20 protein-coding genes are annotated in these 23,666 nt (G+C 55.7%); 4 read left to right on the top strand and 16 right to left on the bottom strand.

Annotated features, from left to right (window positions below; translation table 11 throughout):
- The first annotated feature begins 25 nt into the window (after nt 1–25).
- The gene (locus MKX76_RS29055; protein ID WP_007127195.1) at nt 26–832 is read left to right on the top strand and encodes a Cof-type HAD-IIB family hydrolase; all 807 of its coding nucleotides are present in this window, start codon (nt 26–28) and stop codon (nt 830–832) included.
- Nucleotides 833–929: 97 nt separating this feature from the next.
- Here MKX76_RS29055 and MKX76_RS29050 read toward each other — a convergent pair whose 3' ends face one another.
- The 5 genes from MKX76_RS29050 to MKX76_RS29030 all read right to left on the bottom strand — a co-directional run bounded on the left by MKX76_RS29050 (nt 930) and on the right by MKX76_RS29030 (nt 5,704).
- The gene (locus MKX76_RS29050; RefSeq protein ID WP_341034989.1) at nt 930–1,694 is read right to left on the bottom strand and encodes a TioE family transcriptional regulator; all 765 of its coding nucleotides are present in this window, start codon (nt 1,692–1,694) and stop codon (nt 930–932) included.
- A gap of 346 nt (nt 1,695–2,040) precedes the next feature.
- A complete protein-coding gene (locus MKX76_RS29045) occupies nt 2,041–2,817 on the bottom strand; it encodes an MBL fold metallo-hydrolase (protein ID WP_341034988.1) in 777 nt (258 codons plus the stop codon).
- A gap of 237 nt (nt 2,818–3,054) precedes the next feature.
- Complete coding sequence (locus MKX76_RS29040) at nt 3,055–3,294, bottom strand: hypothetical protein (RefSeq protein WP_007127192.1); 240 nt, start codon at nt 3,292–3,294, stop codon at nt 3,055–3,057.
- Nucleotides 3,291–4,316, bottom strand: coding sequence for a TIR domain-containing protein (locus MKX76_RS29035; RefSeq protein WP_028403723.1), 1,026 nt, complete (start codon nt 4,314–4,316; stop codon nt 3,291–3,293). The genes MKX76_RS29040 and MKX76_RS29035 overlap by 4 nt, the downstream gene beginning before the upstream one ends.
- A 110-nt stretch (nt 4,317–4,426) precedes the next feature.
- Nucleotides 4,427–5,704: a serpin family protein gene (locus tag MKX76_RS29030; protein WP_341034987.1), complete on the bottom strand. Its 1,278-nt coding sequence runs from the start codon at nt 5,702–5,704 to the stop codon at nt 4,427–4,429.
- A 187-nt stretch (nt 5,705–5,891) separates the two neighbouring features.
- On the opposite strand from MKX76_RS29030, the gene MKX76_RS29025 reads away from it, so the two are divergent.
- Complete coding sequence (locus MKX76_RS29025) at nt 5,892–6,488, top strand: GNAT family N-acetyltransferase (protein ID WP_007127189.1); 597 nt, start codon at nt 5,892–5,894, stop codon at nt 6,486–6,488.
- A 99-nt stretch (nt 6,489–6,587) separates the two neighbouring features.
- On the opposite strand, the gene MKX76_RS29020 is transcribed toward MKX76_RS29025, so the two are convergent.
- The 4 genes from MKX76_RS29020 to cysT are packed head-to-tail and all read right to left on the bottom strand — an operon-like array spanning nt 6,588 to nt 10,350.
- Nucleotides 6,588–7,643 carry a sulfate ABC transporter substrate-binding protein gene (locus MKX76_RS29020; RefSeq protein WP_341034986.1) on the bottom strand — a complete coding sequence of 352 codons (1,056 nt, stop codon included), beginning with the start codon at nt 7,641–7,643 and terminating at the stop codon, nt 6,588–6,590.
- 31 nt (nt 7,644–7,674) lie between these two features.
- A complete protein-coding gene (locus MKX76_RS29015) occupies nt 7,675–8,739 on the bottom strand; it encodes a sulfate/molybdate ABC transporter ATP-binding protein (RefSeq protein ID WP_007127187.1) in 1,065 nt (354 codons plus the stop codon).
- Between the two features lies 1 nt (nt 8,740).
- A complete protein-coding gene (locus MKX76_RS29010) occupies nt 8,741–9,538 on the bottom strand; it encodes a sulfate ABC transporter permease subunit (protein WP_007127186.1) in 798 nt (265 codons plus the stop codon).
- Entirely contained in the window at nt 9,535–10,350 is an 816-nt protein-coding gene (gene cysT, locus MKX76_RS29005; protein ID WP_040737777.1) for a sulfate ABC transporter permease subunit CysT, read from the bottom strand. The genes MKX76_RS29010 and cysT overlap by 4 nt, the downstream gene beginning before the upstream one ends.
- 197 nt (nt 10,351–10,547) lie before the next feature.
- On the opposite strand from cysT, the gene MKX76_RS29000 reads away from it, so the two are divergent.
- Nucleotides 10,548–10,949, top strand: a complete 402-nt coding sequence (locus MKX76_RS29000; RefSeq protein WP_028403717.1) for a secondary thiamine-phosphate synthase enzyme YjbQ — start codon at nt 10,548–10,550, stop codon at nt 10,947–10,949.
- Between the two features lie 153 nt (nt 10,950–11,102).
- On the opposite strand, the gene MKX76_RS28995 is transcribed toward MKX76_RS29000, so the two are convergent.
- The 3 genes from MKX76_RS28995 to MKX76_RS28985 form a co-directional block, all read right to left on the bottom strand.
- Nucleotides 11,103–11,696: a TetR/AcrR family transcriptional regulator gene (locus MKX76_RS28995; RefSeq protein WP_007127183.1), complete on the bottom strand. Its 594-nt coding sequence runs from the start codon at nt 11,694–11,696 to the stop codon at nt 11,103–11,105.
- A 6-nt stretch (nt 11,697–11,702) separates the two neighbouring features.
- Nucleotides 11,703–12,335 (bottom strand): YigZ family protein, encoded by a 633-nt coding sequence (locus MKX76_RS28990; RefSeq protein WP_251535541.1) that lies wholly within the window; start codon nt 12,333–12,335, stop codon nt 11,703–11,705.
- A 197-nt stretch (nt 12,336–12,532) separates the two neighbouring features.
- Nucleotides 12,533–13,888 (bottom strand): glucose-6-phosphate isomerase, encoded by a 1,356-nt coding sequence (locus MKX76_RS28985; RefSeq protein ID WP_077567930.1) that lies wholly within the window; start codon nt 13,886–13,888, stop codon nt 12,533–12,535.
- Between the two features lie 201 nt (nt 13,889–14,089).
- Between MKX76_RS28985 and MKX76_RS28980 the strand changes: the two genes are divergently transcribed.
- Nucleotides 14,090–14,989 (top strand): NAD(P)-dependent oxidoreductase, encoded by a 900-nt coding sequence (locus MKX76_RS28980; protein ID WP_341034985.1) that lies wholly within the window; start codon nt 14,090–14,092, stop codon nt 14,987–14,989.
- 317 nt (nt 14,990–15,306) lie between these two features.
- On the opposite strand, the gene ppnP is transcribed toward MKX76_RS28980, so the two are convergent.
- The 4 genes from ppnP to MKX76_RS28960 form a co-directional block, all read right to left on the bottom strand.
- Nucleotides 15,307–15,624, bottom strand: a complete 318-nt coding sequence (gene ppnP, locus MKX76_RS28975; protein WP_007127179.1) for a pyrimidine/purine nucleoside phosphorylase — start codon at nt 15,622–15,624, stop codon at nt 15,307–15,309.
- Between the two features lie 96 nt (nt 15,625–15,720).
- A complete protein-coding gene (gene tkt, locus MKX76_RS28970; protein ID WP_007127178.1) occupies nt 15,721–17,742 on the bottom strand; it encodes a transketolase in 2,022 nt (673 codons plus the stop codon).
- A gap of 231 nt (nt 17,743–17,973) precedes the next feature.
- The gene (locus tag MKX76_RS28965; protein WP_341034984.1) at nt 17,974–21,216 is read right to left on the bottom strand and encodes a VWA domain-containing protein; all 3,243 of its coding nucleotides are present in this window, start codon (nt 21,214–21,216) and stop codon (nt 17,974–17,976) included.
- Nucleotides 21,200–23,233, bottom strand: a complete 2,034-nt coding sequence (locus tag MKX76_RS28960) for a vWA domain-containing protein (protein WP_341034982.1) — start codon at nt 23,231–23,233, stop codon at nt 21,200–21,202. The genes MKX76_RS28965 and MKX76_RS28960 overlap by 17 nt, the downstream gene beginning before the upstream one ends.
- Nucleotides 23,234–23,666 lie beyond the last annotated feature (433 nt).

The raw sequence follows: 23,666 nt of genomic DNA, 5'->3' as shown, positions 1-23,666 counted from the left end.
GAGACCGACCAAAGGAGAGAAGACCATGACAACCTACAAACTGATGGCCATCGATATCGACGACACGCTGATCAATGATGACAAGGAGGTTACGCCCGGGGTCCAGCAAGCACTGGAAGAGGCCGTTTCGAAGGGCGTGGTTGTCACGCTCGCTACGGGGCGTGCCTATGCATCAGCCCAAGCGATAGCCAGACAAACCGGACTTAACGTTCCGATCATTACCTATCAAGGTGCCCTCATCAAAAACCTGCTGGACGAAAAGGTGCTGTACGAGCGCTATTTCCCGATCGATGCCGCCGTTAAGCTCTATGAATACTGCGTGGAGCACAATCTTCATCTGCAGACCTATATCGACGACAAGCTCTATGCCCGTGAGGAAAACCAAAAGCTGATCGACTACTGCGCACTGAACCGGACCCCTTATTATATAGAGCCGGACTTTATGAAGATGGTGAAGCAGCCAACCCCGAAAATGCTTATTATCGATGATCCGGACGTGTTGGACGAGCTCATTCCTATCTTCCGCGAGCTGCTGGGCGAAGACGTGCATATTACGAAATCGAAGCCGCATTTTCTGGAGTTCATGCATAAAGAGGGGACGAAAGGCCATGCGCTTACGTTCCTGGCCAATCATTTCGGCTGCGATCTGAAAGAAACCATCGCGATCGGGGACTCCTGGAATGACCATGAAATGCTCGAAGCGGCAGGACTTGGCGTTGCGATGGGCAATGCCATTGAGCCGCTGAAAGCAATCGCCGATTTTGTGACGAAGAGCAATAACGAGGACGGCGTCAAGCACGTCATTGATACCTTTATCCTCAACCCGAGCTAATGTATATAATGCTGCAACAAGCCTCCGTCTCTGACGGGGGCTTGTTCTATGTTCACGAACCTGTATCAAGCGAATTCCTCTCCCCCTCCGACTTCAGCTAACGGTCCCGCTCCGGATCAAATGTATGAATCGGCTTGTGCTCCGCGGACTCGTCCGCCCCCATGAGCCCCACCTCAATGCACAGCTCCATCAATTTCTGAATCCCGATATACTGCCGACGATTCCGCTGATGAATGCCGGCCAGCGCTTGCTTCAGCAGCTTTCTGGCATGGTCGATGCTCTGGTTCTCCACCACCTGGACAATCTCTTTGATTTTATCGAGAAAAAATACGGTCGTTCGCAGCGATCGGATCAGCAGAACTTGACGAACATGCCTCGGCGTATACAGCCGGTATCCGTTCTCGGGATTCCGATCGGGTGTCAGCACCCCCTCTTTCTCCCAATGACGGATGGCTGAGGGTTCCACATGCGTTGCCTCGGCCACCTCGCCGATAGTCATGACCGGCTTCAGCTTCTTCTGATTCTCAATGGGCAGCTCCGGATTTTCCAGCATGGCCAGCGTTTCGTCGGCGGTTTTCTTCTCCTGCATAAGCTTGACTTGCTCCGCATTCACGAGCCATAACGCTGCGTCCAGCTCTCCATTTTGTACATGACGAAGCACCTCGTAGGTAACTGCGTATCCGAATCCGGGAAACATGGCCCGAAGGCAGCGGAAATAAGCGAGATGCACTTGCGTATATAAACGGTACCCGTTCGCGCTCCGTTCCGGTGCAGGCACGACGCCCCAGGATTCATAATGTCTTAACGCGCTTGTGCTGATCCCGAGTTCATCGGCAATTTCCTTCGGCTTGTAAAAAGGCATGCGGCTTCCCTCCCTCTTCCGATTGAGAACCTACTGTACCAGAAACACGAGGCTCTTGCAAACCTTAAAATTCAACCTTAAAGCTCTTTGATAAGGTTCCAAAATATAAAAGCACGGAATCGAAAGGGGCACAAGCTACCCATCTTCTCACTTGCATCAATGTTGTATAGTGGTTGGTATACCGTGTATCGATTCGTTCCCTCCGCTGCTTCGATGCCCGATCCTGCCCCTCTCCCTTCGAATCACCTAAACAAGAAATAGCCGCGCACGGACAACATCCGGGCACGGCCATCTGGTTTCGATCTGTATAGGGGTGAAGCCCAACGGATTTGTGCGCTCCTACCCTTTACTTGTGCAAGCCCACCGTCATGCCCGCCTTCGCCACGCGAACCCCTTCGGGCAGCGGGAGGGCCTTCCGGAGGTCCACGTCATGGGACATATGGGTATAGATCGTCTGGCGCGGCTTTACCTCGGACAGCAGCTCCGCGGCTTCCCTCATGTCATAGACGGAGCGCGTCTCAAAAGGTGCCGTTTCATGCACGAAGCTGGTCCCCAGCACAAGCAGATCGAGGCCGTGCAGGGGTTCCTTTTCCCCGGCGCTCAGGTTAATGGAATCGGAGTTGTATACCCAATGATAATCGCCCTTGCGGAATCGGTACGCGTAACTGAAGCCGTTCTTGCCATGGTTTACTTTCCAGCAGGTTATGGCCCAGCCGCATAACGTCACTCCATCATCCACAGCGATCATCTCCATCTGCCGCGGCAGCCACGGGTATTGCCGGACAATCTGCTCCACCACCTCGGCCGGCGCGTATAGCCGCCCTTTCTCCCCAAGCCACCGGCACGCATCGCTCCATTCCGGAAGTCCGCCGATATGGTCGAAATGGGCATGGGTAATTAGCATGTCCCTCACCTTTCGCTTGCCGAGGCGCTCCATCATGAAGCGCCAATCCGGTCCGCAATCGATGATGAATTCCTCTCCGCCGCCCTCCACCAGCACCGAGGAACGAAGCCGGCGATTCATCCCCGTCTCTCGTGCCTCCCTACAGACCTGGCAATCACAATACACCCGAGGGACTCCCATCGCATCCCCCGTGCCTAAAAAAGTAAGCCGATCCTCCATCTGCATCTCCTCCGTTCTAACCGCATCTATCTAACTAGGAGTTCCTGGTTTCTTGGTGAACGCTTGTCCCGCGGATCCCGTTCCCGGGTTCGGATCGCGTCGCTCCAAACCTCCCTTGCCCAAAAGCACGCGAAAGCAGCCCTTCAAATGAACAAAAAACCGCCCCGGCCCATGCCAAGCGGTCTCCTGTCTTTTATTCTTATCAAGCCTTAGCAATCCATTTAGCAACCTTATGATCTAAGCAAATGAGGGCTTATTATCATCAACGGCTCCGCTGATAACCTTGACATATTTCTTATCTACACCTTCAACCGAAGGGCCGACATACACGCTATTCTTGCTCTGGCGCCTTACCTTTCGATTACGCGATTTCAGCGTACTCAGCATCGGCACCGGTCCCCGAACCACCCAGCTCCCATTGGCGGACTCTTGCGGCTGACTTGATGAAGTTGTTTTTTTCCTCTCATTCCTGCTCATGGCGAATCCCCTCCAACTAAATGCCTGATGGTACGAAGCAGCTCACGGTTCTGTTCCACAATCTCCGCGAGTTCGTCCTCCGAAAGAACGTCATGTCCTGTAAAATGCACCGACAGCACATGATTCTCCCCTAAAGGATAGCAGAACACATACACCTGCGCAACTTCCTCTTCGTGATAAAATGCCCATTTTCCACTATTATAGACATCCATCACATAAATCGACTGGTTGCTCGGGGAACGATTCTCACCAAACGGGAAAAATCTCCCTCTTCCTACATTACCCCCAATATGCCCGATTCCCTCATCTCCTTTTCGGGCCCAGAAGGCTGCCCCCGTTACCCGGTAATCGCCTTTGCCGGGCGGCAGCAGGGAATTGCGTACGGCTTCACTCAGCGCATGATACTTCTCGGCTTCATCCGTTACATGCACATTCCGGTTATATTCCCAGAAAAAATGCAGCACGCTCTGCTTGCGCCTAAGCTCCAATTCCTTCTGCTCAATCACGTCGTTCGGGCTGATATAAGCTCCTTCCGCTTCGATTGCATGCATAATATGCCCGCATGCGACATCCACCGCCGATTTATAATCGTTGTCGCTTCGCAGCTCGTATTCCAGCAGCGTAATGCCCTGCAGATCGGAGAGCAGATGATATTCCTTAACCGTCACGTCCTGCACGGACTCCTCATCCGGCTCCACGTGATCGGGAATGATGCAGAACACCCTTCGCCTTCCGAGCCTTCCCCAGAACAGGCCCATTTCAAACAGTGTATTGTCGCGGGTTACAAAGACATGCTTGCCTCGAATCAACGCCACATCGTCTGGAGCAAATACGAACACACCAAAGTCACTGGACGCAAGCTGCTTCTCCAAAGCCTCCATCGTATACATGTTCGCCCCGAACGTACCGCCATACCAGGGTGTCACCTGTGCCGTCCGTTTGAGCTGTTCGTGGATCGCTCGGGCATACTTGATGGACTCTCTGGAGGAGCCGATGAATAATTTCGGTTTCGGCATGGACATAGGCAATCCGAGTCTCCCTTTGTTATACATTTTAGTCTTATTCGATCATTATAACAAAGTTGCCTATTTTTGGGTAAAAATAATGGGAGGGTCTGAATCGTTATTGTATATTATGCCCGGGGATCAAATACAGACCCAATGAATACCCATGAACCCGTGTCCCGATCTTCGATCGCAAAGAAAAACGGGCGGTTGACGTCCATCTCGATTGGCTCGGAAGGAGGCTCCGCGCTCGCTACAACCCCAACCGAGGTAACGGCAGCGGCTTTCGTCCCGGTTTCGCTGACGTCAACGACCGCTTTATGCTTCACTTCGTCGATGTAGAAGCCGTCTCCTCCTTCGGCCATGGCGGTAAAATCCGCTTCAAGCGGATCGAATGCCTTGACCATGCCGAGCCCTTGCAGCGTTTTCGGCAGCTCAAAGGACTGTTCCGCCTTAAATCGCGGCAGGCTCAGCTTAACCGTTTCGTAGGAGAAGCCTTCCTCCCAGGCTGACGCATCCTCCCACAGCTCCTGATGCAGTGTGGCAAGCGAAGAGGACGCCTTCGGCAGGATGACCAGCATATGCATCTGCCCTTCCGCATACGGGATGCGAATGGCCTGCCAATCCTCCCCTTCCTTATATTCGTATTTACCTTCCCGCTTCATCATCGGAATTTGCTTACTGTTGCCGTTGGCCAAGGTAAACGACTCGTCCACGGTATTCGCCGGATCGAATTCATCCTTCCAGCCCCCGTTGAAATAGATCGCATTGATCAATACAGCAACGCCGCCTGGAGGCTCGCTAAAGATGGAGGGAATCATCCCTTCCGTCTTCTTGTTCACCCAGTCGTTGATCTGATTCATAGCCATGTCTTCCCCTAAATGGGTCCCTTTGACCTCTGCTCCATAACTGTCTTGAAGCGCGTTCAGATAGTCCTTCTTCATAGCCACTCCTTGCTGATGCCAGACCGAATTGGCCACGTTCAGGACTACGCCGTTTCCGCGCTCCAGAAGCGTTGATAGGTGGTGGTTCCCTTCATTGACCTCTGCCAGGGGCTGGTCCATCCAGCCGAGCATGGCGGACATCTCGGCCGCCGTATCCCCTGCAGCGCCGTTGTATGCCAGCGCAAGCGCTTGGGTAATGCTGTAAGGTGATAGAATCAAGTTCTCTTGTTCCAGCTCCGTTGCGAGCGATTGATGCAGCCGCAGCGCAAAATCACGCCCGGCTTGCGTCATGCCTTGATCGACCTTGGCCAATACGTTTTTCCGTTCCGTTTCCGACAACACCTTGATTTTTTTCTGCTGCTCCTCCTTTTTCCCGCCAGCGGTTTGAATCTTGTCCCCCTGACCGCAGGCAGTGAGCCATATGAGCAAGCAAGCACAGGCAATAACCGTCCATTTCCGCATGGTAAACGCTCCTTTTTATGGATAGTTCGCTACTAACCTATAGAGACGCTTTAATGTATCCTAATGTTGCATACAATGGCGCCATTATCCATTTTAATTGGTATTTCCCCCCAGGCGGAGGTACAATGGATCTGCAATCAAGCACCGGTTTGCGGTCTTTTCAAAAAAGCGGAGGAATGATCTACATATGCAAAATATCGTGATTCAAGGCAAGCTAGTAACGCTTCGAACCCGTCGTCCGGAGGATACGCCTGTTCTCTACGAGCTTATATACGGTACTGACAACCCGATGTGGAAACAATACGACGCCCCCTACTTTCCCTTAAAGCATGTCTCCTATGAGGTATTTGAAACACAGTGGAGCTCCGATTTCGAATCCGGTCGTTTTCCCAGTGATCTGCTCATTGAAGTCCAAGGTCAAACGATTGGGCTCGTGACCTTCTACTGGGAGCATGAGCCCTCGAAGTGGCTGGAAGCGGGCATTACCATTTATGACCCGCAGCATTGGAGCGGAGGCTATGGAACCGAGGCGCTGTCCCTGTGGGTGGATTGCCTGTTTCGTCATCTCGATATCGCCCGGGTCGGCATTACGACCTGGTCCGGAAATCCACGGATGATGCGCTGTGCAGAGAAGATCGGGATGCGCCTGGAAGGACGCATGAGAAAATGCAGATATTATAATGGGGTTTACTATGATTCCATTCGCATGGGCGTACTGAGGGAAGAGTGGGAGGAACGCAAAGCTTCAAGCAACCCGAGCTGCATCGGCCACTCTGTCAAATAACATGCTGCGTGCATTCAAAGCGCGGACACACCGAAAACGAGCCGGTCGGGGATCTCCCCCGCCGGCTCGTTCCGTATGCGGCATCCTGGTTATAAGAGGTTACAAGCCGGCCAGCACCTGATACCAGACGCCGCGCTTGGAATACAGCGTCTCGCGGACGGTATCCCAGCCCCCCAAATATTCGATATCGAACAGCCCCGGCGGGTTCGGGAAGCGGTCCTTCGTCTCGGCGTAAACCGTTTCCTCTACCGGGCGGAAGCCATGCTTGACGAAGATGCGCTGCGCATCCGGTGAATACAAGTATTGAACGAAGGCTTCAGCCACATCGGATGTCCCGTGCTCCTCGGCATACTTCTCGACCACAACGGCTGGATTCTCGATCAGCATCGTGTGTTCCGGCACCACGATATCATAAGGCACCCCTTGCGCGATGCGTGCCAACAGTTCGTTCTCATACGTGACAATGACATCGCCGACCCCGTACTCAAAGGCAGCCATGGACGCCCTGCCGCTCTTGTCGAGCGACTCCACGTTCCGATGCACCGCTTCAAGAAACGCCTTCGCTGCCGCAGGATCCCGTTGTCCCTTCGCTTCCGACTGCTTCAGCCCTGCGCCGTAAATGGCGTTGATATCCCACTGGGCGCCTCCCGACGTCTTCGGGTTCGGATACAGAACCTTCACGCCCGGTTTCGTGAGGTCGTCAAAATCCCGAATCCCTTTCGGGTTTCCTTCCCTTGTGCCCAGCACGACGATCGAGCGCGTCACCATGCCGCCATAAGCTTGATTCTTCCACTCCTTCGACACCAGGCCCGACCTGACCAGCTTGTCGACGTCCCCCTCCATGGCGAGCAGTGTCACATCCGCTTCGAAACCGCCTGTAATCGCGCGTGCCTGGGTTCCGGATGCCTCGTACGATTCCTGAAAACGGATCGTCTCACCCGTCTGCTCCTTCCACTTCTCCTGGAAGGCCGGAATAATCTCGTGCATGGCGTCCCGGGCGACACTGTATGCGCCAAGGACAAGCGTCCGTTCGCCAGGCCGGACGGTTACCTCTTGGGATGGCTCCTTCTCAGCGCATCCGGCGATCAGGAAGCCGAAGAGAAGCGCCATGCCGATCAGCAGGAACTTGGCAGGGTGATTTCTCAAGATTCGCATGATACCACTTCCCTCCGTATAGTTAGAACGGTCAGATCATGATCGGCATCGGATCGACCTTTAGTCGATTCTCTTCAATCCAGCTGTGCTCCTCATTGAACAGATAAGCCCGATGTACGAGCACCCGGACTTGCTGCCCCGGATGCAGCGTCTCCTTCTCCAAGGAACGATACGTGATTAATTTATGGCCCTTAACCTCGACCTCAACGAGCCATTCGCTTCCGCGGAAATGCAGATGGCGAACGATCCCTGTCTCCGTTGCGGACAGCACCGGGAAATCATGCTCGCTGCCGAGCTCGATATATTCCGGCCGAATGAGCGCGCGCGTAGCGTGCTTGTTCACGGCCGCATCGAAGCCCTTCAGCTCGCCGGCGCTGGCAATGACGGTGGACTCGCCGATAAAGGACGCAACAAACGGCGTCTTCGGCTCCTTATAAATATCCCAAGGCGTTCCCTTCTGCTCGACCCGCCCCTGATTAATGATCATGATTTCATCCGCAACCTCGATCGCCTCATCCTGGTCATGGGTAACGAAAATGGACGTAATGCCCACCCGCTCGATCAGCTCCCGCAGCCAGGAGCGGAGCTCCTGGCGAATCTTCGCATCGATCGCCGCGAACGGCTCATCCAGGAGCAGCAGCTGCGGCTCCGGAGCTAGTGCCCTTGCGAAGGCGACGCGCTGGCGCTGGCCGCCTGACAATTGATGCGGGTATCTGTGCTCGAATCCTTTGAGCCCGGTGAGCTCCACCAGTTCCGTCACCTTGTCTTTGATTCTTGCTTTCGGCTCTTTCTTAATCTTCAAGCCGAATGCGATGTTGTCATATACGGTCATATGCTTGAACAATGCATAATTTTGAAAAACGAATCCAATCCCCCGCTCCTGAGGCGGCAGGTCGTTGACCACCTGGCCGTGAAAGGAAATCTGGCCCGAGTCCGGGGTCTCAAGCCCTGCCAGCATGCGCAGAATCGAGGTTTTGCCGCCGCCGCTCGGACCGAGAAGCCCGATCAGATGCCCCTTCTCGATTTCGAAGCTGACATCCTTTACCGCGTGAAACGTACCGAAATGCTTATTCAGATCGCGAACTTCAACATGCATGTCAATGCACTTCCTTTCTTTTCTTGGCCCACTCCATCATCAGCAGCAGCGCCACGGAAAAAGCCGCGAGCACGAGAGCTACTCCGTTGGCGGCAGCCACGTTAAAATTCTCGACATCCTGATAAACAAGCGTTGTCGCCGTTTGCGTCTTGTTCATGATATTGCCCGACACCACCAGCACAGCACCGAATTCGCCGAGGGAACGGGCGACCGTAAGCACGAGGCCGTATACGACAGCCCAGCGAATGGAGGGCCAAGTCACCTTGCGGAACGTGGTCCAGCTATAAGCTCCCAGCGTAGCGGCAGCCTGCTCCTGATCATGTCCGATCTCCTGCAGCACCGGCATTACCTCGCGCACCATCAGCGGGAACGTCACAAAAAGGGTGGCAATGACCATGCCCGGGAAGGCATAAACAACCTTAAAGCCGATTCCTTCAAAAAATCCGCCGATGATGCTGTCGGGACCCAGCAGCAATACAATCATAAGGCCGCCGATGACCGGGGAAACGGCGTAGGGAAGATCGACGATGCTGTTCAGGATGCTTTTGATTTTATGGCTCAGCCAATTCGCCCTGACCAAATAGAGCGCCATCATAATGCCGAACAAAGCATTAAGTATAGTAACAACGATTACGATAAGTCCTGTCATCATCAAGGCATGCAGCGCCTCCGGGCGAAAGAGCCCCTCGGCAAATCCATCAAGCCCGTTCTCAAATGCCCCAATGGCGATGCGGGACAATGGAATGATGAGGAGAAATATAAATACGGCATAGGTTAATCCGATCCACAGCCTTCTCACATCCGTCTCCCCCTCTGCTGAACCGTATTGATGATCCATAAGATGAGGAACGACAGCGTAAGGAGCATAACGGATACGGCTGCGGCCCCTGCCGGGTTGTCACTCTCGATTTCTCCGAAAATGAATACGGAGGCAATCAAGGTTCGTCCAGGGATATTTCCGGCTACCAATACGACTGCGCCGAACTCGGCAAGCGCTCTGGAAAATGCCAGCATCCCTCCGCTGATAATGCCGGGCAGCATAGAAGGCAGAATGACCTTGAAAAAGGTTGTAGTCTTGGATGCTCCCAGCGTATAGGCCGCCTCTTCCTCAAGCGGATCCAGCTCCTCCAGCAACGGCTGAACCGCCCGAATGACGAACGGAAACGTGACGAACAGCATGGCAATCACGATGGCCGGCTGATGAAACACGATCTCGAAACCCAGCTTCTCCGCTGCCTCGCCGATCAGACTTCCAGGTCCCAGTAAGAGCAATATCATAAGCCCTCCGACCGCGGTAGGAAGGGCAAAGGGCAAATCCACCAGACTATTGAGCAGCGTTCTTCCCGGAAAGCGGTATTTTGTCAGCACCCAGGCGATCATCGTTCCGATAAGCACGTTGATCAAGGTAGAGATCAAGCCAAGCTTGATCGTTAGAAGCACGGCCTTCCAGGCGATCGGCTCCACGATGCTCTCGGCGAAATGGCTCCAACCGGCAGAAAAAGACTGTACATATACGCCAAAAATCGGCAGCACGATCAGGGCAAAAAAATAAAGCAGTACCGTGCTCCGAAATCCCCAAGTCCATCCCTTATGGCGTATCCATGTTGTCACAATGCACCCCTCCCGCCTCCGGAACTTATTTCCGGTCGACTCGTACGCAGAATTCATCTTTATATTTCCTATTTGTATACTTGGTTTTTTTGCTTAAACATACTTTACCAAATGCGGAATCCGATCGTCAATCCATCTTTTGCAGTTTATAGGGTAAAATAATAATAAATATGGAAAAAGTTGAGGAGGTTCTTATTTTGCTGTTTACAGGGGAATTACGTACGCAGGGACGGGACGAGTTGAGGGATATCACCCGGGAGGTTGCTTCCTTCGTGAAGCAAAGCGGGGTTCAGCAAGGGACAGCGCTGATCTACTGCCCTCATACGACGGCAGGCATTGCCATTAATGAGAATGCCGATCCGGACGTGAGACGGGATGTGCTGATGTCGCTGGATGAGGTGTATCCGTGGGAGCACCCCAAATACCGTCATGCCGAAGGGAATACGGCTTCCCATCTGAAATCCATCACATGCGGCCCTTCCCAGACCGTCATTATTCATAACGGACATCTGCTGCTCGGACGCTGGCAGGGCATTTATTTCTGCGAATTTGACGGACCGCGGCAGCGGCAGTACCATGTGAAGATCATGGAAGGCTAATTAAGCTTTCGGAGTATGCCATCAGAAAAAAGACAGGCATCATGCTAGAGCGTGATGTCTGTCTTGATGTTACATCAGGTGATTGACGTTTCAACGCAACATCGTTGTAATCCATTGAAGCATCAAGCGAAAACGGTACGGCAAAAACGGGGACTAGACCCGGCTGTACAAGCTTCGGCATAGTACCTTGATATGGGTGAGTGCGGCGGGTTTGATCTCTTCAAAACCGATCCGGTCCTGAATGTAATACGATATAAAGCCATGCAGCGACAAAAATAAAGTCAGCGGAACGGTGCGCCGCTCCTCCTCGCTATAGTTCTCCTCAAGCAAATATTGACGGACAAGCGTAGCGAACATTTCAAAACAACGCCCCTGCTCAGAGCGACAGTAGGACAGCAGCTCCTCGTCCCGGATCATGAACATGATCTCGTATTGGTACGGATTGTCCAGACCAAAACGGACGAACTCCAGCATCAGCTGCTCCAGCTTCGAAACTCCGTCACAGGGAGGCTTTCCCGACACTTCCAACAGCAAATCATTCAGATCATTGAAATCCTTCACGACAATGGCGTAGAATAGCTCCGCCTTTTCCTTAAAATGATAGTACAAGGAGCCGTGGCTATAACCCAGATGCTGCCCGATGCTGCGCATCGAAATGGCCCTGTAGCCTTTTGTTATAAACAAATGCCTGGCTGCTTCCAATATCCGCTCCCTGGACAACTCGCGTTCAACTGCTCTTCTTGCCATATTATTTTATTCCCCTTCAATAAAATAAAGCCGCTCTCCCTCCGTGATCAAGGACTGCCCCTGCGTCAAATCAACCATCCAGGCGATAAAGCTCTCCGCCTCGCCGTCCAGCGGCAAGCAGGTCAATGTCACTGTATCGGCAAAGCCCGTCTCTCCCATGCGGACACCGCGGTTGCGGAGCTCGTTCTCTACCTTCCCGAGCCAAGTATAATCCAGTTCCACGAAAACCTCCCGGTGGAGTACTCTCGTAATCGGATCCCCCGACTCAATGGCGGCAACCGCTCCGTCCGTATAAGCCCGAATAAGTCCGCCCGCACCCAGCATGATGCCGCCGAAATACCGGGTGACGACGATCGCTATATTTTTCCGCCCCTGGCTGCGGATCACTTCCAGAATCGGCTTGCCGGCCGTACCGCTCGGTTCCCCGTCATCGGACTGCTTCTGGATTTCGTCCCGCTCGCCGATCATGTAGGCGGAGCAGTTATGCGTCGCGTTCCAATGCTTCTTCTTGATGTCTTCAATAAATGCGATGGCTTCCTCCTCGGTCTCAACCGGCATCACATGACCGATGAATCGGGATTTCTTGATGACGATTTCCTTGGAGCCTGCCTGACGCACCGTCTTGTAACGATCCAACATGAATGAATAACCACCCCTTACTATCGGGCTCTCTTCCCCGAAGCGGCATAACAATCAATGCCCGCATATGGATGCAAACTTCAGCGGGTGAACCCGAGAACGAACAAATTACCAAGAAAGCAGTTCCCGGCACAAAAAATATGCCGGCGAACTGCTTTCTTCAGCGTCTTGCGTTAAAATTCCATGATGTGTCAGGTTTATTCGGAAAGTCTCGCTTCCAATTCGGCTTTTTCCTTCTCATATCCCGGTTTGCCAAGCAGAGCGAACATATTCTTCTTGTAAGCCTCTACGCCCGGTTGGTCAAACGGGTTCACACCCAACAAGTAGCCGCTGATACCGCATGCCTTTTCGAAAAAGTATACCAGATATCCGAACGAATAGGGAGTGAAATCTGGAATTGTCACAATCAAGTTCGGAACTTGTCCGTCCGTATGGGCCAGCATCGTGCCCTGGAATGCTTTTTTGTTGACGAAATCCAGCGTTTTTCCGGTCAAGAAGTTAAGGCCGTCCAGATCTTCCGGATCCGATTCGATCGTAATGTGCTCGGAAACGTTCTCCACCTGAATGACGGTTTCGAAGATATTGCGGCTGCCTTCCTGAATGAATTGGCCCATGGAGTGCAGATCGGTCGAGAAATCCACCGATGCCGGATAAATGCCCTTGAAGTCCTTGCCTTCGCTCTCGCCGTACAGCTGCTTCCACCATTCGGATACGAAGTGCAGGGAAGGCTCGTAGTTAACCAGAATCTCGATAGCCTTGCCTTTGCGATACAACGCGTTCCGAACAGCGGCATACTGGTACGCTTCGTTCTCGGCAACGTTCGGGCTGCTGTATTCCTTCGCAGCATCAGCCGCGCCTTGCATCATCTCTTCGATGTTGATGCCAGCGGTTGCGATCGGAAGAAGTCCCACGGCCGTCAGTACCGAGTAGCGTCCGCCTACGTCGTCAGGGATCACGAAGGACTCGTAGCCTTCCTCATTGGCAAGCTTCTTGAGTGCGCCCTTCGCTTGGTCCGTTGTCGCGTAGATCCGCTTGCGCGCTTCCTCCTTGCCGTATTTCTTCTCGAGCTCGGCACGGAAGATCCGGAATGCGATGGCCGGCTCCGTCGTTGTGCCCGATTTGGAGATTACGTTGACGGAGAAGTCCTTGCCCTCAATCAGATCAAGCAGATGCTTCACATAAGTGGAGCTGATGTTGTTGCCTGCAAAATATATTTCAGGCGTCTTGCGCTTGTCCTTCGGCAGTTCATTATAGAACGAATGGGACAGCATCTCGATCGCAGCGCGGGCGCCGAGATAGGAGCCGCCGATGCCAATGACGATCAGCACGTCGGAATCGCTCTGGATTTTAGCCGCCGCTTTCTGGATTCGCGCAAATTCTTCTTTATCATAATTCGTTGGAAGGTCGATCCAGCCCAAATAATCGGAGCCGGCGCCTGTGCCTTTATGTAGCTGCTCATGAGCGGTGCGGATCGGCTCCGCGAAATAATCCACCTCGTGTTGATTGACGAAAGTTAGTGCTTTACTATAATCAAATTTGATTTTTTTAGACATGCCTCTAAACCTCCTGTGAATTTAGGAATAGGATACTGTAATTTGATAGGGACCGCAAGGTCCGCAAGCGAACCGTCATGCATTCTTCATCGTTCCTTCGAATCCGGCAATCCGGCGCTTCCTCCGGTGAAGACTGGCTTCGGTTCGGAAACACGTGCTAAGATAGAATGGATCAGGAATCCATAAGCGAAGGTGATAGCTATGAAGAAAATCGGCTTTATCGGGCTCGGCACCATGGGCGCACCCATGGCAGCCAACCTGCTTAAACAGAATTATGACGTTACCGTGTACAACCGGACCAGTGAAAAATGCCGTCCGCTCGCCGAACAGGGTGCTTCCGTTGCGGATACCCCGCGCGAAGCCGCAGAAGGACAAGATGTCGTTATCACGATGGTAAGCAATGATGAATCCATCCGGGACGTCTTCTATGGCGAGAACGGTCTGCTGGGCTCGCTAAGGGAGGGCATGACCGTCATCGACTGCAGCACGATCTCCCCAAGCCTCGTCAAAGAAATTGCGTCCGCCGTTTCCGGACTTGGCGCATCCTTCCTTGACGCGCCCGTAACCGGCAGCAAGCCTGCCGCGATTGACGGAACGCTGGTCTTCATGGTCGGCGGCGATGCTGAGGTCATAGCGGCTCAGTCGGACCTATTCGAGACGCTTGGCAAAAAGGTTATCCACATGGGCGCGAACGGAAGCGGCGCGGTGGCCAAGCTCGCGCATAATACCATCGTCGGCATCAATAATCTGGCGCTTGCCGAAGGGTTCGCCATTGCCGCCAAATCCGGCATTCCGGCAGATAACTTCCTCGAGCTGGTTCAGCTCGGCTCGGCGGGCAGCAAAGCGGCTGAGCTGAAAGGCCGCAAAATTATCGACGGCGACTTCAGCAATCAATTCTCCTTGGCGCTTATGCTTAAGGACTTGAAGCTGGCATCCTCGCTCACCGACAGTGCCGGCATGCCGTCCCCGATGCTGAATCTGGCGAAGAGCCTGTTCCAGGCCGGAGCCAGCGAAGGCTACGGCGAGGAGGACCTGTCCGCTGTCGTGAAATGCTACGAGGCATGGATCGGCCAGAAAATCGGAGGCAAGGAGCTGCAATAAGCTCAAAGCCGAAATCAAAGCCGAAATCAAAGCCGAGCTCTAAATCCTCAAGTCATGCAATCAGCAAGCTCTAAGCTCTAAGTAAGCTTTAAGACAAGCTCAAAAGCAAGCTGAGGCAAGCTCAACGTCAGATTGATGCAAGCTGACATATAACGTAATAGCTGGCATCCACATCGTAACGGCTCGTTTCCCTAAGTATCCGTCAATGACACGCGGACCGGGGAACGGGTCTTTTTTTGTGTGATCGACCCACTAGCAAGAATCAGTGATCCCCTGCTGATTTACCGAGCGCGGCAGTCGAAGCTTCGCGCCTTGGATCAGGACGCCGGATAAGAGCAGCAGTAATCGGTAACGGTGCGGATCTCCAGCTTAAAGCTCGAGTTGCCCGGCACGTCGAAGGTGGCGCTCCCCTGAATCTCCCGCCATTCCTGCTCACCCGGAAGAAGAACCCGTAGATCGCCCGACAAGATCTCCATAATTTCCGGGCCGTCCGTGCCAAATTCGTAGCTGCCCGGCAGCATGATGCCCAGCGTTACCTTTTGGCCATCCTCCAAGACCACCGTGCGGCTCGTCACGTTCCCCTCATAATAAATGTTGGCTGCCTTAGTAATCGTAGCATTCTTGAATTGCGACATCGTTCTGCTCCCCTCCAAAATATGTAAAGCAAGATATATGACGACACCCGCATGAAGCGGGTGCCGGTTGATCCTATGGAGTTCGTTCTAAATGAATTACAGCAGCGCTTTGACGCGGCTGACGACATTTTCAACGGTGAAGCCATACTCCGCAATGACACGGTCGCCAGGTGCGGAAGCACCGAAGATGGAGATGCCGAGAATGTCGCCTTTTTCGCCGACGTAACGCTCCCAGCCGAACGGATGGGCCATTTCAACGGCAAGGCGGGCTTTCACGTCCGGAAGCAGGACGGAATCTTTGTAAGCCTGATCCTGGCTGTCGAACAGATCCCAGCTTGGCATGCTGATGACGCGGACATGGATGCCCTCTTCAGCGAGCGCCTCTTGGGCTTTGACCGCAAGCTGCACCTCGGAGCCTGTCGCGATGATTTGCGCCTGCACCTTGCCGCCTTTGGCATCGGATACGACATAAGCGCCGCGTTTGATGCCTTCGCGGGCGTTGTCTACCGTGCCTGCAAGAATCGGCAGGTTCTGACGTGTCAGCACGAGAGCAACCGGACGGTCCGTATTTTCAACCGCATAAGCCCATGCAGCCGACGTTTCGTTGGCATCCGCCGGACGGATCACGGTCAGGCCTGGGATAATGCGCAGGGACGCGAGCTGTTCAATCGGCTCGTGGGTTGGGCCGTCTTCGCCAACCGCGATGCTGTCATGCGTCAGCACGTAAGTTACCGGCAGCTTCATCAGCGCAGCCAGACGAATAGCCGGACGCAGATAATCCGTAAACACGAAGAATGTGCCGCCGAAGATTTTCAATCCGCCATGAAGCGCAATCCCGTTCATCGCGCCGGCCATCGCAAATTCACGAACGCCGTAGTAGACGTTGCGGCCTTCATAGCTTTCAGGCGTAAAGGACGGCAGATCGTTAAGATGCGTCATTGTGGAGCTCTCCAGATCCGCAGAGCCGCCAAGCAGATGAGGCACGCCGGATGTCAGGCCGTTCAGCGCTTTGCCGGATGCAACGCGGGTGGAAACGGCTTTGTCCTCGGCGCTGTATTTCGGAAGATCCTTATCCCAGCCCTCAGCAAGCTTGCCGGATTCGCCGCGCTCGAACTGCGCTGCGAGTTCAGGGTAAGCTTCTTTATATTTCGCGAATTGATCGACCCAAGCTTGGTATGCGGCGATTCCGCGCTCCTTCACTTTGCCGAAATGCTCGCGGACTTCTTCAGGCACATAGAAATCCTCTTCGTATACCCACTTGTAGAATTCCTTGGTCAGCTTCGCTTCCTCGGTTCCGAGCGGGGAGCCGTGCGTACCGCCATGTCCGCCCTTGCCTTGCTTGTTCGGGCTTCCGTAGCCGATGATCGTCTTCACTTCGATCAGCGTCGGACGACCGGTTTCGGCTTTCGCTTCCTCGATCGCTTTCTCAATGGCAGGCAGATCGTTGCCGTCTTCGACGCGCAGCACCTGCCAGCCGTAAGCTTCAAAACGCTTCGCTACATTTTCGGAGAAGGCCAGGCTCAGCTCGCCGTCCAGGGAGATATCGTTGGAATCATACAGCATGATCAGCTTGCCAAGCTTCAGATGGCCAGCCAGGGAAGCCGCTTCGGAAGCAACGCCCTCCATCAGGTCACCGTCGCCGCAGATCGCGTACGTATAGTGGTCGACAACTTTGAAATCGTCCTTGTTGTAAGTCGCGCCCAGATGCGCTTCCGCCATCGCCATACCGACTGCCATCGCAACGCCTTGTCCAAGCGGTCCTGTCGTGGCGTCCACGCCTGCGGTATGACCGTATTCCGGATGGCCCGGCGTCTTGCTGCCCCATTGACGGAACTGCTTCAGATCCTCCAGCGAGAGATCATAACCGCTCAGGTGAAGCAAGCTGTACAGCAGCATGGAACCGTGGCCTGCCGACAGCACAAAGCGGTCGCGGTTAATCCAGCTCGGCTGATCCGGGTTATGGACCATAGTCTTCGCGAACAATTGATAGCCCATTGGCGCAGAGCCCATCGGCATGCCAGGGTGACCGGATTTCGCCTTCTCGATCGCATCGATCGCCAGCGTCCGAATCGTCGCGATGGACAGGTTGTCGATCGTTTGATTATGTTCAGTTGTCATGATTCGTCCTCCTCAAATCTTCTCCGTCGTAAGCTTCGAATATGAAGTCATCTTACGCCCCTTCGGCCCTGTTATGTAGCAATGAGGGCAGTTAGGAATGTTGAGAATATCATTTTGACTCTTATTGTATCACCAGACGTGATTCATTTCCATAACGTAATTTTCGTTGTTTTCCAAATTGACACAAAAGCCGCGAATGTCCCTCCTGCATTATTTCCTTTATTAGACGGGTTATAACCGTGAGAAGCGAATCTTAAACGAGCCGCTGGAAATAAGGCCCGGGAATCGTCCCCAGGAAAACATCATGACGTTCCAGACTCCCGAATACGCCTGCCGTTTTAGGCTCCGTCCATCCCCGGCTTCTCCCAAGCTGGCTTCCTTGTACGAAAAAAAAACCCCGGTCCAGACACAAATGGTCTGGCCGGAGCCTTCGGATTGGCATTCAAGCTCATCGGCGGGTTCCCCGCTTCTTGGCCTGGAGGAGGCGATCCATGGAGGAGCCTCCTCCCGCTGCCGGCCCGGTTCCCTCGGGCCGGCGCTCTCCGCCCCCCGGTGCCTTCGGCGGCGGGGGCGGCGGAGGCGGCGCGCTTCCGCGGCGCGCGCCTCCCCTGCGGCCGGCTTCGCCTTCGCCGGCCGCTCTTCCCGCAGCGGGGCAGCCCCCCGCTGCGGTGCGCGTGCCTCCGGCTGGGCCTTGCGGCCCCCAGCCGGAGCCGCGCCGGGCGCCGGGGCGGGGTTCCCGCCCCCGGCGAGTGCGCCCGCGCCGCTGCGCTCCTGCGCGGGCGGCGCCTTGGCCGGCGGCGATGCCTGGCCGCCGCCGTAGAAGGTGGCGGCGCGGGCTTTGCGCGCCGCCAGCCGCTCGAGGCCGGTGCGCTGCCCGGCCTCGCCGGCGGGAGCCGGCCGCCTGCGGAGCAGGGCGGCCAGGCGGGCGCCGAGGGCGGCCCATGGCAGCGCCAGGCGCCGCACGGCGATGTCCGCGACCCACAGCAGAAGGGCCGCAACTAACAGCGGGTAGCTCCAGTCATGCAGCTGCGTTCGGGAAGCCGCCTTCCCGTCAAATACCTCCTTGGGGTTATCCCAGGACAGCACGCGTCCGCCCGTAAGCTCAGCAAGACGGGTCAGCCCTTCCTCGCCGTCTCCGGAGGAGATCCGATATTCCGGCGAATAAGGGACGACAAAGCCCGTTCCCGGCGCTGCCGCTCTCGATCCATCTCCACTCGCATCCTCGAGCGAAAGGAGGAAAGCGCCCGGCTTCGTCACATTCACAAGCCCTGTATAACGGCCCGGCGCCTCCTGAACCAGCTCCACCTTCTGCTCGCCGGCTTCGTCATCTCCAATGACCGCATTCAGCTTCTCGGGCGGCTTCTCCCCGTTGGTCGTTACCTGCAGCCTCACCTGGTTCCCGGCCGTTTCCGTCGTAACCTCATAGGGTGAGGAGGTAAACTGCGGGAACGTCCATTTCACGATCTCCGTCAGCGTATCCGCAAAGGCGTTCCAGGACACCCATTCCTTCGACCATTTCCCGCTTAAATCGCTCGTCCATGCCACGCTCCGGCCCGAGCCGTACTGCCAGCGGGCGAGCACCGGATCCGGCTCCGGGCTGGCCAGCACCGTCTGAGCCGTCGACTTCGGCGTTGTCGCCACATAACCGTACAGCCCCGGGACGCCCTCTTGAAACAGGCTTGCCCAGTCTCCCGCCTGCTGAAGCGCGGGGACGAACGGCTTATCGACAATATAAGACTTGGCCATCATGACGGCCTCCCGACTGAAAATCGCCGGCAGCGTCGTTTCGTCCTCCACGAAGTAGAAGCGTCCCTTGGCGGCTTCCGCCAAGGTTTGCAGCAGGTTGACGTCTGCATCCATGCCGACCGCTACCGAGGACATCGTGATTTTATTCTTCACCATCGTATCGGTCAAATCCTGATATCCCGAATTGAAGGCCGACTGGCCGTCCGTCATCAGAATGATATGCCTGCGCTGGGATTTAATCTTCAGCATCTCATCCAAGGCGGCTGAAACCGCCGGATAAATATTCGTGCCGCCGTTGCTCGGAATCGACTGGATGCTGCTGATGATCTCTTCCTTATTTTCCAGCGTCTGAGGGGGCACCACCCACCAAGGCGCGTCGTCGAAAGCGACCACCCCGACCGTATCCTTCGGCCTGAGGAGCTCCACCGTGCGCATCGCGGATTCTTTCGCAAGCTCGATCTTTTCCCCGCTCATGCTTCCCGAGCGGTCAATGACCAGAATCAGCCCGAGCGATGGGATTTCCCGCTTGCCCTCAAGCTCCATGGACACAGGCAGCGCCTTCTCGATCGGCGTCTTGAAATAGCCGCCCATCCCGAAGCTGTCTTCGCCGCCGGCCATCATGAACCCGATGCCGAAGCTGCGGACCGCCTGTTCGATCAGCTCCATTTGTTTGCCTCCGACACGGCTGCCCGAAACATCGTTGAATATGATGCTGTCATAAGCGGCGTACTTCGCGGCATCGAGCGGCAGCAGCTCCGGCGGAATGACCTCGGTACCGATCATGCCGGACTCAAGAGCCGCCGTAATGTTGCCGGAGGTCCCAGGGGTGCCTTCAACGATCAGCACCCTCGGCGGTCCGTCGACCCGGGTAAAATCAAATGCGGCATTGTTGGCCGCAGATTCATCCCCGTCCATGAATATTTCGGCCCGGTACCTGTGAAGACCCGGGTTCTTGGCAAGTCCCTTGATCGCAAAACGGTTCTCCCCCGGCGATACCTCCACGCGTTCCCGTCCGATTTCCCGGTTGTCCTCATAAATGCGGAGCTCGCCGGCGGTTTTGAAGGTGCTGCGAATGAGCGCCTCCACATAGAAGGATTCCGCTTGATAGAGCTTCTCCGGCACCTTCAGCTCCTCGACGGCGACATCCCGGATCTCTTGCTTCGGAGCCGGGAGGACATCCACCGCGATGCCTCGATCCTTCAGCAGCCTTCCGGCGGCCGTCATGCTTCCGACATTCTCTTCCCCATCGGAGATCAGCACGATTCGGGAATCGCCGTTTCCGTCCAGAAGGCTTCCGGCAAGCTGCAAACCCGATTCCAGTCCCGTGAACCGCCCTTCAAGCAGCGCATTCAGCGACGCGCCGGCCGACTCGTCCGCCGAGAGTCGCCGCTCCACTGCGCCCTCAAGACCCGTTGAGACGATGGCGGTTGTATCCTCTTCCCCTTTGGCTGCAATGGACTCGCCGATCCAGCTTGTGATCCGTGACGGGTCTCCCATGCTGTCCGATCGGTCCGCCAAAAAGACGACCTGTTTATCCCGCAGCACGGTGAACCCATGCAGGCCCGACAGCATGAAGATGAGCAGCAAAATGACCAAGGTTCTGAGACCCAGCGCCAGCTTCCGCCGAAAGCCGCTTAACCGGAAATCCGACCGGTATGCATAATACAGAAAGATCCCTGCCGGGATCAGCAGCAGCAGCAACCATGGATGACTAAATTGAACGCCCACGCTGGTACACCCCCCATTCTGCAGCGATCACGGCCAGCGCCAGTGCAGCAAGCCAAGGCATAAGCGAACCGGCCTGGCTGGCCGCTCTGCGCTGCTCTGCAGCCGAAGCGCCGCTGCCTTGATCTCCTCCGCCGGACGCTGCGCCAGAGCCGGTCTGGCTCACCGCCGGACCTTGCGTCGTGCTCAGGTCCGCTTCGTACGGATCAGCCGTCACCGCAAGCCAGTACGACGTCGTCTCTCCCGCTTCGTTCTGTTGTTCGAACGCATACAGTCCCGGAACGTCCGGTACCGTCTGCACCGTTGAAATGCCGCTCTCGCTCCGCTGCACCTCGACGGTATCCGGTCCGTCCGCAAGAGCAAGCCCGCTCTTGGGTACCCACTTGGCGGATACCGCATCAGCCGCTACAGGAATATCCGCCTGGGCCCCGGCCAGGAATCGCCCAAGCCCGGTCCCTGAGCCGGAAGTCATCCAATCGAGTGCATTATTCACCAATACCGGGAATTCAGGCGACAGAGGCAGATCGCTGTCCTGCAGCAGGAACTGGAAGGACAATCTCGGGCGGCCTTCCGCCACACCGGCATATACGAGCGGCTGGTCCCCGAGCCGGATGACCGGTTCCCCCCATGCAGGGCGCTGATCGATCAGCTTGCCGAAATAAACGCCCGACATGGTCAGATAAGAAGTGAGCGGATGCTGGGCCAGCACGGGCCGCCCGCCCTGGCTCCCGACCTTCGGTCCATCTCCGCCGATGGTCCATAGCGGCGTTTGCCGGGCCAGCTCTGCCCATTTCCCCTGCGTAAAGCCCGCAGGAATGCTTCCGTCCATGACGAGCAGATCAAATTCGCCGTCGGGTACGGGCGGAATATCCGGTTCTGTGCGGTCATCCCCGCTTCCTTCGCTCAGACCGCCTTTCCCGCTTCCTTCCGAAGCTTGATCGCCTTGATTGCCTGCCGATCCGTTCACGGCGATCCGGGTCACTTCCGCTCCGCTAAGCTGCAGCGCCTTCTCCAGAAACAGATTGCCTGAGGTTAACAGCAGCACCCTTGCGGAGCTGCGGCCGGTTCCGAAGGCAAATGATTCATTATCGGCCGCATAGCCATCTTCGGATGCCAGCTCGAGCCGGTAGACCTCCGCAAACGGAAGATCGGAGAAGGATGCCGTCGCCTTCTTCTTGGGTTCGAGCTCAACGACTCTGCTCGCGAGCAGCTGGCTGTCTCCGTACAGATTTACCTCGACGGAGGAGGCCCCCTCCGCGTTCGAGCTGACCACCGCAACGCCTTCGTACGAAGATCCTGTCCCCCCCTTCGGAGAAACGCCGAACTGCTCGATCGATGCGTTGTGTTTTGCCGCCCCCTGGATCGTCTCCACCGATACCGGCACCTGGAAGGCTATCGGGACCGGATCCTGCCGCCAATGGCTGTCCGTAAATATGACAACCTCAGCATCGGGTTCCTCCCTTGTCAATGCCGCGGCAAGCGAGAGCGTCTCCCGATACGATGCCGTTCCGTAATAAGGATGCAGCGCTTCAATCGCTTCATCGATCGCGCCCCGGTCGCTTTCATGGGATACATGCGTTACAGGGCTGGATCCGGTCGACAGCAGCGTGATCTCGCTCCGTCTCCCCTGATCCCGAACGTAGGCCTTCAAGCGCTCCTTCATCTGTTCCAATCGGGAGGAGTCCTCTCCTTCCCCGCTGCCTTCAGTCTGCATCTGCGCGCTCATGCTGCCCGAGGTATCGGCAACGATGACGATATGGGCGCTGCCTCCGGACACCTGCATAAAGGGCTGCATCAGCGCGAAGACCATCAACGCGGCAGCCAGAAGCTGCAGCCACAGCAGAAGCCGGTTCTGCAGCTTCTGCCACGGCCTGTTGGCCTCCAGGTTTTTAAGCACCCGCTCCCACAACAGGTGGCTGGGAACCGTTGTATCCACATATTTTCGTTTGAACATATACATCAGCATGATGGCCGGCAGCGTTAGACCGAACCATAGGCTCATCCATGATTGAATCCCCACAAACACGTTCCCTCCTTACTCCCATACCGCAATCTTGTTCACGCGGCGCGGCCCGCGGGACCACTCACCTTGCTCGTACTCGCCACTAGCGTTACTCCATGGGCACAACTTGCCTGCTCGCACTCGCATCCTGTTGGCAGTCCACACAGAACCTGCCTGCTCGCACTCGCATCCTGTTGGCAGTCCACACAGAACCTGCCTGCTCGCGCTCGCTTCCTGGTGGCAGTCCACACAGAACTTGCCTGCTCGCGCTCGCTTCCTGGTGGCAGTCCACGGACAGAACTTGACTGCTCGCGCTCGCTTCCTGGTGGCAGTCCACGGACAGAACTTGACTGCTCGGACTCACTCCCTGGTGGCGGCCCGCGGGCACCACTTGCCTTGCTCGCACTCGCTCCCTGGTGGCAGCCCGCCTAGGACACTGTGCGTTTCTCCC

It is taken from the genome of Paenibacillus sp. FSL R5-0810, from assembly GCF_038002285.1.
Taxonomy (GTDB): Bacteria; Bacillota; Bacilli; order Paenibacillales; family Paenibacillaceae; genus Paenibacillus_AQ; species Paenibacillus_AQ lactis.
The sequence above is the reverse complement of the archived record's forward strand: the minus strand, read 5'-3'. Positions and strand labels throughout refer to the sequence as shown.